Origin of the sequence: Luteolibacter sp. SL250, from assembly GCF_026625605.1 — a bacterium.
In the GTDB taxonomy this organism is placed as follows: domain Bacteria; phylum Verrucomicrobiota; class Verrucomicrobiia; order Verrucomicrobiales; family Akkermansiaceae; genus Luteolibacter.
Window position 1 is genome coordinate 3,310,472 of the sequence record NZ_CP113054.1, and the last position, 12,771, is coordinate 3,323,242.

Consider the following 12,771-nt stretch of genomic DNA (forward strand, 5'->3'; position numbering starts at 1 on the left):
TGCGCTTCCGGCTCCAAGAATAGGGCGATGTCGCATCAAGCCTCCGCTTCCCTGCCCGATCTGACCGTGGACGGCCTAGTCAACCACCTCCATGCACTGACCTACCTCAAGCCCGGCGGACCAACCCCGCAGCAGCTCCGCGAGGTGATGGAGACCCTCTATGCCGCCAGCCTGCTGAAGGAGGAAGGCCGCTCCGTGCGGGCGCGCGTGATCATCGCTCCGCCGGACGATTTCAAGGATGCGGACGGTCCACCGGACGGCATCCATGCCATCCGCTTCACCGCCCCCCATCCGCTGACGGCGAACGAAATCAAGCGGCTGAGCCCTGCCGCCAGCTTCTTCCACTCCGTGGTGGCCATCTGGCCGGACCGGGACCGGGGATTCCGCATCTGGGGCATCCTCAACACCGGGCCGCGCTGGATGAACCAGGTCGCGGGTGGCCGGAAGTCCTCCGGCAAGGAGATCACGCAACCGGTCGTCCACGTGCGGGATCCCGGCTGGCTGCTGTTTTACCAAGGCTACAACCTGATCGCGGAGTGGCGCGGCACGGAGTTCCACGGCCCGCGCATCGACGTGTTCCAGATCCGCCTGCTGAACGACCGTTTCGCCCGCTTCCGGCTGAAGATGGTGGAGGAACTGGCCGACGACTGCCTGCCCTGCAACCTCTGCCTGGAGACCTACGCGGAACTGAGCCACCTGATTTCCCTCCAGTTCGTGAAGCGGGTGATCAACCTGGTCCGCACCAGCGGGCATGGCGGCAGCATGGTCATGCTCCCCTTCGGCGACAAGGACGCGGAGCTGGCCGCCAGTTGGATCGACTGCAAGTATTCATCCGAGCCGGACGAGGCGGGCCTGAGGTTCCGCCATCTCCTCCAGTCCATTATCCGCCGTGTGGGTCATCTCAGTCCCGTGGACTCCACCTTGGAAGATGCGTGGGACATTTTCCGCAACAGCCATGACGAGGAACTGGACCATCTGGAGGAAGCGTTCTTCGAGTTGGCCCGCCTGTTCTCCGACCTCATGCAGGTGGACGGCGCACTGGTGGTGGACCAGCGGATGTGCATCCTCGGCTTCGGCGGCGAGATCCGGGTGGACCGCAACGTCCTCCAGGTCCATCAAGCACTGGACCTGGAAGGCAGCAATCTGGCGCAGTGGAACGTGCAGGGCGACGGCACCCGCCACCGCTCCGTCTATCGCCTGTGCTCGGTGGAGCCGAAGGTCATCGGCTTCGTCATTTCCCAGGACAGCCAGGTCAGGCTCATTGCGAACGTGGATGACTCGGTGGTCTTCTGGGCGCACACGATGATCTGAGCGGGACCGCCCCACCTACTCCGGCACCAGGTGGAGGTGGTCGATGCCGAACATCTTACCCTGCGATGCGGCCGGGTTCGCGCCCAGCAGCTCCACCACCAGTTGGTTGAGGCCCTTTTTCACCGGCTGCTTGCCGAGGTCCACCTCCCCGGTGTTGATGACCGTTCCCTTGTTATAGAGATCGATGCTCTCCACCACGGTCGCGCCATTCAGCTTCACGCGGAAGATGCCGTAGTCATGGGCCTTCGTGAACACGGCGGAAACCGTATAGGTCCCCTCCACCGCACTCTCGAACTGGATCACGATGCGGTCGCCGGTCTCCCCCTGGGTCCACCAGAGATGGCTGTCGCCGCTCCATGAGGCTGACTTGAAGCCATCCATGTTCTGCTTCTGGACCGTGCCGCGGTTCACCTCCGCGACCTTCAGCAGGTCATCACCGATGATGATCTCCCCTTCCACCGGCAGAGGCACCTGCCGGGGGCTCTGGAGGTAGCCGATGAGGTCGCGCGTCTCGTCCGCCGTCAGGTTCGCGATCAGGCCCTCCGGCATCATGGAGGTCGTGGAAACCTTGTGATCCTTGATCTCGGAAACCGGCACGGTCACCTGACCGCCGCCGATGATGGCGATGCCCAGCGTGTCCGCGGCTTTATCTTTCAACAATCCGGCCACCACCTGACCGTCATTCTTCACGATGGTATGGAGCTGGTAGTCCAGTCCTACGAGGGATCCCGGGTCGATGATGTTCTCCAGCAGATACTTCGTGTCCGCGCGGTTGGAGCCGGTCAGGTCCGGGCCGAGTTTCATACCCTCCCCGAACAACTGGTGGCAGGCGAAGCAGGATGACTGGTAGATTTTCCGCCCGTTGCGGAGATCCGCCTTGGCCAGCACTTTCGGGTTGAGGGCCTTCGCCAGCCGTTCGATCTCCTTCAGCTTGTCCGCCGCCTGTCCGGCGGAAATGGTGCCCCAGTGTTTCTCCACCGCGGAGGTGATGTCCGCCTTGTCATAGCCGCGCATCTGGCGGGCCACGAACGCGCTGATCTGGCTGCGGGTGACTTTCCCGGAGGCCAGTGCCCCGGCGAGCTCCCGCGCTCCACCCTCGGATGCGCCGAGCGACTGCACCGCGGCCTCCTTGCCGACGGAGTCGAGTTCCGGAAATGCTCCCATCAGGAAGGCTGGTATCCGTTCGTCCGGAACGCGGCCCAGCGCCCGTATCCACTCCACCCGCTGCGGGTCGGCCTCATTGGCAGCCAGCTTCAGCAGCAAGTCCGCCATGCCCGGGTGCGCCATGCGCATCAGGTTTTCCAGTGCCGCGCTGCGGTCCTCTTTCTTTGCGGAAACATCCACGATGACCTTGAGGAAACGATCCGCCATCCGTTTGTCACCGAAGACGGTGGCGACCAGTTCGAAATCACGGCGGGCCTCCGACGACCTGAGGGCGATGAATGCCTCCGATGATTCCGCCCATCCCTTCGCGGCTGGCAGCGCGCCTGATTTTGAAAGGGCCATCGCAAGACCGGAAAGCACATCCGTCACCAGCCCCTCCTTGTCCGCGTTCACCGCGACCAGCCCGATCACGGCATCCCTGCCCTCAGGGGTTTCCGCCATCCGGCGGACGATGAAGCGGGTGACCTTCGGGATCCGCGAGTTGAGGATCATGGCGACCGCGAGCTTTCCGTCCTGGGGAATGATGTCGCTCACTCCATACCAGACCATCAGCGGCAGGTTGTGATCCTCCGCATCCCCATCGTGCGCCAGCAGCGCCATGGCGATGTCCCCGCGCTTCGCCGGCTCCATCCTCTGCAGCGCGGCTGCCAGGTAGAGGCGCACAAGCGCGGAGGTATCGGTTGCGGCCATCTCCGCGAAGCGCTTCAACGCCAGCGGACCGGCGTCCTTCTTCTCCGACAGCAACTGGATGGCCCATGCGCGGACGTATTCACCTTTATGGGAGGTGAGTTCCAGCAGGGCAGCCTCATCCAGCCCGTTGATGACATGGAGCGCCCACAGCGCGCGGAGGCTGCGGGTTTCATCCGGATGGGAAAGCATCTTCCGCAGTTCCGTGACCGTCGCATCCCGGGCCAGCGTCCCTTCCGCTGCACGCTGCTGGAGGATCCGCCGCGCCGTGCGGACGAACCAATCGTTCTTGTGCATCTGGAATGCCACCAGCTCCGCATCCGTGGACTGTTTCAGGTCCACGGATTTCACCTCCGGTGTGCCGTAGGTGATCTTGTAGATGCGTCCGTTGCTGCGGTCCCATTTCTCGCCATTCACGTTGTGGCAGGTCTGCTCGTCATACCAATCCGTGAGGTACATGCCCCCATCCGGACCATAACGGAGGGAGACCCCCATGTGCTGCTTGTCGTTGGAGAACAGGAAATCCGGCTCATGTTTCCCCACGTAGCCGGAACCCCTGCGCTCAACCCGCTCCTGGTTCACACGGTGGCCGTGGAGATTGTTGAAAAGCAGTTTGCCGCGGAACTGGTCGGGGAAATTATCCCCGAGATAGATGGAAAGGCCGCAGTGGGCATGGCCACCGCCGAAGTCCGACGACGAACCATCGCGCGATCCCTGCCATTGATCCCCCTTGTAGTGGAGATGGTCCGCACAAGTCTTGATGTCATCGTACGTGTGCGGGTCGAAATGCTGGCCCGCCTGGCGCTGGTAGCGGGCGCCCTGGATGACATGGTAGAGGTGCGGTATGACACAGGCGGTGATGAAAGCCTGGCCGTGGTCGTTGAAGTCCACCCCCCACGGATTCGAACTGCCGTGGGCGAATACCTCGAACTGCCGACGCTGTGGATGGAACCGCCATACAGCCGCATTCATGGGGACACGCTGGTCCTCGGCGGCGCCCGGCTTTCCGACCTTCGAGTGGGTGAAAACACCATGGCAGCCATAGAGCCAGCCATCCGGACCCCAGTTGAAGGCATTGAGCGTCTCGTGCGTGTCATGCCAGCCGAAGCCGTCCAGCAGGATCTCCGGCTTTCCGTCCGGCTTGTCGTCGCCATCCGCATCCGGGATGAACATCAGGTAGGGGGCGGCACCCACCCACACCCCGCCGAAGCCGACCTCCAGGCCGGAGACGAGATTGAGCCCCTCGGTGAAAACCTTGCGTTCATCGAAAACTCCGTCCCCATCCTTGTCCTCGAAAATGAGGATGCGGTCTTTGCCGGCATCCCCCTTCGCACGGATGGGATACTCGTATGCCTCCGCGATCCACACGCGACCCCGTTCGTCGATGGTCATGGCGACGGGCTGCCGGACGTCCGGCTCGGCGGCGGATTGGACGACCTTGAAGCCTTCATACGCGCGGAAGGCCTCCAGCGCCTTCTTCGGCGGCAGGCCGCTGACCTGCTCACCGATGACGGGAGGTTTGAGGTTCTGGGCGGATGCGGAAGCTGCCACCGCGAAAAGGAATGCCTGGAGTTTCATCTTGGGTTCCGTGATGGATGTTTCAGCCGAGGGTTTCCTGGGGCAGGTGCTTGATCACGCCGCCCTCCATCGCGCTTTCATGGGCGAGGATGCCGGTGCAGGTCCAGTTCGCGGACTGGCGTGCGTTCGGGAACGGCTGTCGTTTTTCCACCACCGCCATGGCGAACTCATGGGCAAGGTGCGGGTGGCTGCCGCCATGGCCCGCGCCCTGAGTGAAGCTCAGGTGCTGGTTGTCATCGGAGTCATAGATACCCTTCGTCGTGTAGCGGCGGATGCTTTCCGGCAGGCGCTCCGCGAAGTCCGGCGCGGTGACTTCCGATGGGATCTCCGGCTCGGGCTTCTTCGCGGTATGGAGGATGAGCGGCTGGTGCTCCACCAGCGGCCACTCCACCGACTTGGCGGAGCCATAGACGTCGATGCTCTCCCGGTACTGCCGGGCGGTGTCGAACAGGCTGCGGATGACCCGCACGCTGAGGTCGCTGTCCTTCACCTTCACGTGCGCGGTCTCCACCGCGAAAGGTGAACCGTAGTGGCCGATGAGTTCCTCCCGGATGGTGCCGGAGCCGAAGCAACTGACATACTCCGCATCCCCGCCCGCCAGCCCCAGCACCGGTCCCACGCAGTGGGTGGCGTAGTGCATGGGCGGGAGGCCGGGCCAGTAGTCCGGCCAGCCGTCCATGTCCTGCTGGTGGCTGGCCTGGATGTACTGGATCTTCCCCAGTTCCCCGGCATCACGGAGGTGCTTCATGTAAAGGTACTCCCGCGCATAGACCACCGTCTCCATCATCATGTAAGTCAGGCCCGTTTCCTCCGTCAGGCGGATGATCTCCAGGCACTCCTCCACGGTGGTGGCCATCGGCACGGTGCAGGCCACATGCTTGCCCGCCTTCAGCGCGGCGATGGACTGCTGCCCGTGGTTGGGGATCGGCGAGTTGATGTGCACCGCGTCGATCTCCGGGTCCGCCAGCAGTTCCTCATAGCGGGTGTAGCGTTTCGCCACTCCCCATTCGTCGCCCACCTTGTTGAGGTTTTCCTCGTTCCGCTGGCAGATGGCGGCGCAGGTGGTGTGGGGATGTTTCTGCCAGATGGGGATGAATTCCGCTCCGAATCCGAGGCCGACGACGGCGATGTTGATCTTGCGTTCGCTCATGGGGTGCTGGGCAGCATGTCACCATAACGCCTCTCCATACGCTTGTAAGATTCCGGGAAATCCTTGTATGATTCCGACATGACCACCACCAATCTCCAGCGTGGATGGATGGAGGAACTGCCCGCCGGGCAGTTCCGCCACCTCTTCGACCACCTGCCGGGAACCCTGTTCTTCGCCAAGGACCGGGAGGCACGCCTGATGGGCGGAAACCCGGCATTCGTCCGCCGCTGCGGCTTCCGCTCCGAGGCGGAGATCATCGGCATCGCGGACCGGGACATCTTCCCTCCACGGCTGGCGGAGAAATATCACCGGGACGACATGGCCGTCATTTCCAGCGGCAGGCCCATGCTGGGACTCATCGAGCTGTTCCCCGGTCCGGACGGACAGCCGGAGTGGTTCATCACGGACAAGCTGCCGCTGTTCGACCGGCAGGGAAAGGTGTTCGGTCTCTGCGGCACGGTCCGCAGCTATGAGGAGCAGCGGGTGGCCATCCAGCCCTACCTGGAGCTGGCCCCCGTCGCGGAACACCTGAAAAAACACCACCGTGAGCCGCTGGACCTGCCCGCGCTGGCCCGCATGGCCGGCCTTTCCGAGCGCCAGCTCGAGCGGAAATTCCATGCCACCTTCCAGACCACGCCACGGAACTTCCTGGTGAAGATGCGGGTGGTCAACGCATGCCGCCTGCTGCCGGACCCGCGGCTTTCCCTCACCGAGATCGCCCTCGAAGTGGGCTTTTACGACCACAGCGACTTCTCCCGCCAGTTCCGCAAGCACATGGGGGAATCCCCCACCGAATACCGCCGGGCGAACCGGGGCTCACGCTGACTCCCCCACCAGCGGCAGGGCGATGCGGAAAACGGAACCTTTCCCGTCGCGGGGCTGGTAGGAAACGCGGCCCTCCATCGCGGTGACCAGCTCATGCACGATGTGGAGGCCCAGCCCGGTCGAAGCCTCGCCATTCGTGGGGCGGGCGCTCAGCCGGGTGAACTTCCCGAACAACAGCGGAACCTCCTCCTCCAGGATGCCCGGCCCCTCGTCCTCGATCCGGAAGATGCCGCCCTCCCCGTTCCGCTGGAGATGGATGGTCACCGTGGACCCGGACGGGGAGAACTTGATGGCGTTGGAGAGGAGGTTCTCGATACAGCACATCAGCAGGCGGCTGTCGCCGAAAACGGAAAGATCATCCCCACTGCGGAGAACATCGATGCGGATGTTTTTCCGGCGGCAGTGCTGCTCGAAATTCGCGATCGCCCGCTCGGCATGGGCCTCCAGGGAAAGGGGCTTCCGGATCACCGCCGACTTCGCCTCCTCGATCGACTTCGTCTCCAGCAGCCCGGAAACGATTTCGAATGCCCGCAGGGCGGATTCCCCGATGCTCGAGACGAGCTGTGAGCGTGCGTCCTCCGGCAGGGCCGGGTTTTCCGCGAGCATGGTGGCGGCGAACTGGATGCCGCTCAGGGGGTTCTTCAGGTCATGGGCGACGACTTCCAGCAGCCGGTTCTTTTCCCGGATGACCTTCGACAGTTGGTTGTGCGTCTTGCGCCTGCTGGCGTGGAGTTCCACCCGGGAGATCAGTTCCGGACCATGGAAGGGCTTCGTGACATAGTCCACGGCCCCCGCCTCCAGGGCATCCACGACGAAGTTCTTGTCCGCGGCGGCGGAAAGGAAAATGACGGGGACGTCCCGCAGTTCCGGATTCTCACGGAGCTTCAGGCAGAACTCGAAACCCGTCATGCCGGGCATCATCACGTCCAGCAGGATGAGATCCGGATGCACGCTCTCCAGTTTCGCCAGAGCCTCACGCCCGCTCCCGGCGGCGATGACCTCATGGCCATGACGGAGAAGCAGCGAACCGACGACCTGGATGTTCTTCACCTCATCATCAACGACGAGGACCAGGGCGGCGGGATTCGGTCTCGGCAGTGGATCAAGCATCGTTGGCCAAATGGGATTTCACAATCTCCGGGAACTCGTCCAGGTGCCTGCCCGCCGTCTCCAGATCAAAGGTCGTGGCGGCCTCCCTCAGGCGGACCGCATAGTCACGCAACGATACCGATCCATGGCGGGATGCAAGGACTGAAATCCTGTCCGCGAAGGAAATGGTAGCCTGAGCCGGGACCAGCTTCACCAGTTCCGGCCAGGGGGATGCCAGCAGCGCGGCCAATGCCCCAGCCAATCCGGCGGGATCCTGAAGGCTGACTTCCGTCCCAAATGGCGGCTGATGCCCGGCCGCAGGGTGACTCCGGATCGATTCCCCCTTCAGTGGAACATCATCCGCGATGAGGATCTTTCCCGGGGCCAACCGGCTGGAATCCGTCTCTCCCTCCTCATTTCCGACAGTCTCAGGAGCCGAGTCCGACAGAGTGACCGGAATCGACAGTGTGAAGGTGGAGCCATGCCCCAGAACGCTCTCCACCGTGACGTCCCCTCCCAGTGCCTCCGCCAGCCGCTCGCTGATGTTCAGCCCCAAACCCGTCCCCTGGAAGTCACGGGAGTTCCTGGAGTCCACTTGATAGAACGGCTCGAAGATCACCTCCAGTTGGTCCTCCGCTATGCCGATACCCGTGTCACTGACGGTGAGAACAAGCCAGTCCCGGGGATCGTCCCCCCGTTTCCGGAGGACCGCCCCGACGTGGACATGGCCTTCGCGGGTGAACTTGAGCGCGTTGCCGATCAGGTTCACCATGATCTGCCGGAGCCGCAGCGCATCGAAAACGAGGACGGAGGGAATCTCCGGCTGCACGGTGACCCGGTAATCAATCCCCTTTTCGGAGGCCCGGTAGGAAAACAACGTGCCGAGGTTTCCGATGAAACGGCGGACATCCGCAGGCACCGGCCGGATATCCAGCTTGGAGGCCTCGATCTTCGACAGATCGAGGATGTCGTTGATCAGCTCCAGAAGCGCGTTCCCGCTGGAAAGGATGGCTTGCGCATGCTGCTTCTGCTGGCCGGCCGGGAGGGAGTCCTCCAGCAGCTCACCGAAGCCGAGGATGGCATTCATCGGCGTCCGGATCTCATGGCTCATCATCGCTAGAAACTCGCTCTTGGCCTTGTCCGACTGGACCGCGCGGTCCTTGTCCTGGGTCACCGCCACGATCCGTTCCTGGTTCCGGAGATAGAAGAACAGGATCAACACGCCGATGGCGGTGGAAAGAACCGCAGCCCCGCCGGTGACCGCCACAATCAGGTTGGTCCTCGTGAGGTTGTGCACCTGGCTGCGTTGCAGGCCGATCAGGAGCTGTTCCTCGACCCTTTCCATTTCCGAGATCCGCTGGCGGAATGAGTCCATCAGCAGTTTGCCTTCTCCGGTGGCGGAAATGCGGCTGACCTCCGCTTCTCCCTGTGTCCTTCGGATCTCGATGGTCCGGGCCAGATACGCCTTCTTGCGGTCCGCCGCCAACCGGAGCTGCCGGCTCCTTTCAAGTTGCTCCGGGTTGCCGCGGGAAAGATCCTCCACCTCGGCCAGCAGGCTGTCGAGAACCCCCAGCGAGTGGTGGTAGGGCTCCAAATACTGTTCCTCCCCCACGATGATGTATCCCCGCTGGCCCAGTTCCAGGTCCTGCATGGCGGAGAGGGACGATTGCAGCGCGGTGAGAACGCTCCGGCTATGGGAGACGCGGCGGGCGTCCTCCAGGTTGCGCCGGGTGTTGAGCGCGGAGGTGATCACCCCGCACCCGATCATCACCAGCACCACCAAGGCGGAAGCAAGGTATCTCGTCCTGACTTTACGCGCTCTCTGGGGCATTCCGGAGTGGCTTCGGCACCGTTGGCGAACCTACATGAACCGTTTGGTACAACAAGGCCCCAATCCGCGCATTTACTCCGCTGCCACCGACCGTCTCTTCCAAGCCAGAATCAGGAAAGCCGCGGAAAATGCGAACATGAACAGGGACAGGAATTGACCCTGCGTCAGCACGCCTTCGATGACCCAGGCCGCATCCGGTTCACGGAACCGCTCCGCAAAGATCCGGAAAATGGCGTAGAGGCCGAAGAAAAGCCCGGTCAACAGGCCGTGCGGGGCCTTCGGGAAACGCACACGAACGATCCACAGGATGGCGAACAGCAACAGGCCTTCCAGAGCACCCTCATAAACCTGCGACGGATGACGCGGCTCCAGATAGGAGGCGATCGCTTCCTTGACCTGGTCCGACTTGCGGGTCGCCGCCAGCAGTTGCTCGAAAAACGCATGCTGGGCAGCTCCGGACGCCGATTCGTTCATTGCATGGTAGGCGGGGGCAAGGGCTGGATCCGCATTCACGGCCGCTGCAGCCGCCACTTCAAAACTGCCGGACTCCGGAGCCTTTGCATCCATCAACGCAGTGGGGAATTTCACCGCCCAGGAAAGCCCGGAGGAGATCCGGCCATACAGCTCTCCATTGATGAAATTCGCGGCCCGCCCGAAAAACAGCCCGAGCGGGGCCACCACGCACAGGCCGTCGCCCAGTCCCGTCCAGGAAACCTTGTGCTTCCGGGCATAGAACCACGTGAAAATCACCAGTCCGAGGATGCCGCCATGGCTGGCCATCCCGCCTTCCCAGACCTTGAAAACCAGCAGAGGATCCGCCGCCAGGCTCCCCCAGCCCAGCTTGGGGATGTGGTAGAACAGGATGTAGCCCAACCTGCCGCCGAGAAAGACACCGAAAAGTGCCGCGGCGGCGATGAAGTCGCCCGTTTTTTCCGGTTTCAACACCCACAGCCCCTTGCGCGCCAGATGGCGCAGCAACAGGAACCCCATCACAAACCCCATCAAATACGCCAACCCATACCAGCGGAGGGCCAGATTCCCGAAGAGCGGCAACGCCACCGGGTCCAGATCATGCACATAAACACCTGACACGCCCGCACCTCACACCATCCCCCGCCCGTCCGCAAGCGGAACTCCGGCCACCTTCCCGATTGACCTGCCGGGCTTCCCAACGGACGTTTCCCCCATGCCGACGAGCAAAAAGGACCTGCTGGATCTCCAGTTCATCGATGCGCGACACAAGCTCATCGAGGTGGCCGCATTTCTGGACCGCATCGACCGCCACACCGGGGAGGACGACTACCGCATCGCCGCTCTGAAAAAAACCCTGCCCATCCTGCTGGAGGATCGCCCGGACCGCGCCCGCGGCGTACTGGAGGCCCTGTCCGACCACAGCACGGAACTTTCCCATACCGCCCTGTTCCAGGGAGCCTTCGGCGCCCCCCTTCCCTGAGACCCCACCCATTTTCCGATGAAATACATCGAGCCCCACGGCCACATGGTCAGCCGGACGACGGATGACTACGAGAAACTCGCGCTCTCCGGATGTGAGGCGCTCTGCGAACCCGCATTCTGGGCCGGCTTCGACCGTTCCTCCGCGGACGGTTTCCACGACTATTTCCGCCAGCTCACCGAGTATGAACCGAAGCGCGCGGCCAAGTATGGCATCAAGCATTTCTGCTGGCTGTGCATCAACCCGAAGGAAGCGGACGATCCGGTGTTCGCCCGGGAGGTGATGTCCCTCATCCCGCAGTTCATCGACAAGCCGAACGTGCTCGGCATCGGCGAGATCGGCCTGAACAAGAACACCCGCAGTGAGCTGACCATCTTCGAGGAGCACGTCCAGATCGCGCTGGACCACGACCTGCCGGTCCTGATCCACACGCCGCACCTGGAGGACAAGCTGAAGGGCACGAAGCTGATCCTCGACTCGCTGGCGAACTTCACGAAGATCGACCGCTCGAAGGTCATCATCGACCATGTGGAGGAACACACCATTTCCCATGTGCTTGACGAGGGCTACTGGGCCGGGATGACCCTTTACCCGGAGAGCAAATGCAGCCCGAACCGCGCGATCGACATGCTGGAAATCTACGGCGACGAGCGCCTGTGGCTGAACTCCGCCTGTGACTGGGGCCATTCCGACCCCCTTTCCGTGCCGAAATGCGCGCTGGAGATGAAGCGGCGGAAACACAGCGCGGAGCAGATCGAAAAGATCCTCTACGGGAACCCCAAGGAGTTCCTGGGCCAGTGTCCGAATTTCGCTCTGTGACCCTGTGGCCGTGGGCGGCCGCCCCGATCATGGGTTGAGCGCGTCCCGGATGGCGGGAGAATCCAGCACGGCGAGCGCCTTTTTCTGGATCTCCGCGGCCTTCCCCTTGTCGCCGGTCTTATCCAGCACGGTGATGATGCGGACAACCTCTCCGCTGAAGATGCGTTCGTGTGCGCCGCGTGCCGCATCCGGCACCGTGCTGGTCTTCGCATGCTCCAACCCGCGTTCATAGCCCGATTTCGCTTCGTCGAAACGCTGGTCCGGATCCCCCATGTGCTTTTTCACCAACCCGAACTCCCCCGCCTCCACCAACGTCTCCCCGGCCATCTCAACCACGGACGCGGCGAAGGCAGGCCTGGCAGCGTCCAGTTTCCTGAACAGCTCCACGGTGGCTTCCCAGTCGCCCAGGGTGCTGTTGATCGATTCAACATCATGGAACAGCGGGCGGTTGTCCTCCCCGGCGACCAGGCGCGCCGTCTTCTCATCACGGATCTTTTTCAGCGCATCGAGGGCCTCGGGATACTTGCGGCCGAGGGCAACCCAATCGGAGAGGGCGAAGGAAAGCCTCACCCCGTAATAGGACGGTTCCTTCTCCAATGCATGGTTATGGAACCAAATATGCCGCTCCAGTGCCTCCTTGTATTTACCTTCGCGGGTGAACTCCCTCGCCTCATCCAGCGCCTTCCGCGCCTCATCCTGGGCATGGCATGACAACATGGTGTAAAAAACAGAGATGAGGAGAAAAAGATATCGCATGAACTGGGCTTTTACGTATGAGTTTGCGGCAGGTTGCCATACCTCCCGGAGGAAGGCAGCGGAGCGCACTCCACCCCGGATGCCTCCCGCGACGCCGTCCAGTTATCC

Annotated in this window: 10 protein-coding genes; 4 read left to right on the plus strand and 6 right to left on the minus strand. The window is 62.8% G+C overall.

What is annotated here, in order from left to right:
- The first annotated feature begins 27 nt into the window (after positions 1 to 27).
- Positions 28 to 1,311, plus strand: coding sequence for a putative sensor domain DACNV-containing protein (locus OVA24_RS14525; protein ID WP_267670616.1), 1,284 nt, complete (start codon positions 28 to 30; stop codon positions 1,309 to 1,311).
- A 15-nt stretch (positions 1,312 to 1,326) separates the two neighbouring features.
- Here the strand turns inward: OVA24_RS14525 and OVA24_RS14530 are convergent, their stop codons facing one another.
- Positions 1,327 to 4,740 carry a PVC-type heme-binding CxxCH protein gene (locus OVA24_RS14530; RefSeq protein WP_267670617.1) on the minus strand — a complete coding sequence of 1,138 codons (3,414 nt, stop codon included), beginning with the start codon at positions 4,738 to 4,740 and terminating at the stop codon, positions 1,327 to 1,329.
- Between the two features lie 22 nt (positions 4,741 to 4,762).
- Entirely contained in the window at positions 4,763 to 5,890 is a 1,128-nt protein-coding gene (locus OVA24_RS14535; RefSeq protein ID WP_267670618.1) for a Gfo/Idh/MocA family protein, read from the minus strand.
- A 78-nt stretch (positions 5,891 to 5,968) separates the two neighbouring features.
- Between OVA24_RS14535 and OVA24_RS14540 the strand changes: the two genes are divergently transcribed.
- Entirely contained in the window at positions 5,969 to 6,715 is a 747-nt protein-coding gene (locus OVA24_RS14540) for an AraC family transcriptional regulator (protein WP_267670619.1), read from the plus strand.
- Here the strand turns inward: OVA24_RS14540 and OVA24_RS14545 are convergent.
- The 3 genes from OVA24_RS14545 to lgt all read right to left on the minus strand — a co-directional run bounded on the left by OVA24_RS14545 (position 6,707) and on the right by lgt (position 10,727).
- Positions 6,707 to 7,825 carry a hybrid sensor histidine kinase/response regulator gene (locus OVA24_RS14545; protein ID WP_267670620.1) on the minus strand — a complete coding sequence of 373 codons (1,119 nt, stop codon included), beginning with the start codon at positions 7,823 to 7,825 and terminating at the stop codon, positions 6,707 to 6,709. The genes OVA24_RS14540 and OVA24_RS14545 overlap by 9 nt on opposite strands.
- Positions 7,818 to 9,635 carry a sensor histidine kinase gene (locus OVA24_RS14550; protein WP_267670622.1) on the minus strand — a complete coding sequence of 606 codons (1,818 nt, stop codon included), beginning with the start codon at positions 9,633 to 9,635 and terminating at the stop codon, positions 7,818 to 7,820. The genes OVA24_RS14545 and OVA24_RS14550 overlap by 8 nt, the downstream gene beginning before the upstream one ends.
- 72 nt (positions 9,636 to 9,707) lie before the next feature.
- A complete protein-coding gene (gene lgt, locus OVA24_RS14555) occupies positions 9,708 to 10,727 on the minus strand; it encodes a prolipoprotein diacylglyceryl transferase (protein ID WP_267670623.1) in 1,020 nt (339 codons plus the stop codon).
- 94 nt (positions 10,728 to 10,821) lie between these two features.
- Between lgt and OVA24_RS14560 the strand changes: the two genes are divergently transcribed.
- Both OVA24_RS14560 and OVA24_RS14565 read left to right on the plus strand, forming a co-directional pair.
- The gene (locus OVA24_RS14560) at positions 10,822 to 11,088 is read left to right on the plus strand and encodes a hypothetical protein (protein WP_267670624.1); all 267 of its coding nucleotides are present in this window, start codon (positions 10,822 to 10,824) and stop codon (positions 11,086 to 11,088) included.
- A gap of 18 nt (positions 11,089 to 11,106) precedes the next feature.
- Positions 11,107 to 11,907 (plus strand): TatD family hydrolase, encoded by an 801-nt coding sequence (locus OVA24_RS14565; RefSeq protein ID WP_267670625.1) that lies wholly within the window; start codon positions 11,107 to 11,109, stop codon positions 11,905 to 11,907.
- Positions 11,908 to 11,934: 27 nt separating this feature from the next.
- Here OVA24_RS14565 and OVA24_RS14570 read toward each other — a convergent pair whose 3' ends face one another.
- Complete coding sequence (locus OVA24_RS14570) at positions 11,935 to 12,663, minus strand: tetratricopeptide repeat protein (RefSeq protein ID WP_267670626.1); 729 nt, start codon at positions 12,661 to 12,663, stop codon at positions 11,935 to 11,937.
- Positions 12,664 to 12,771: the final 108 nt, after the last annotated feature.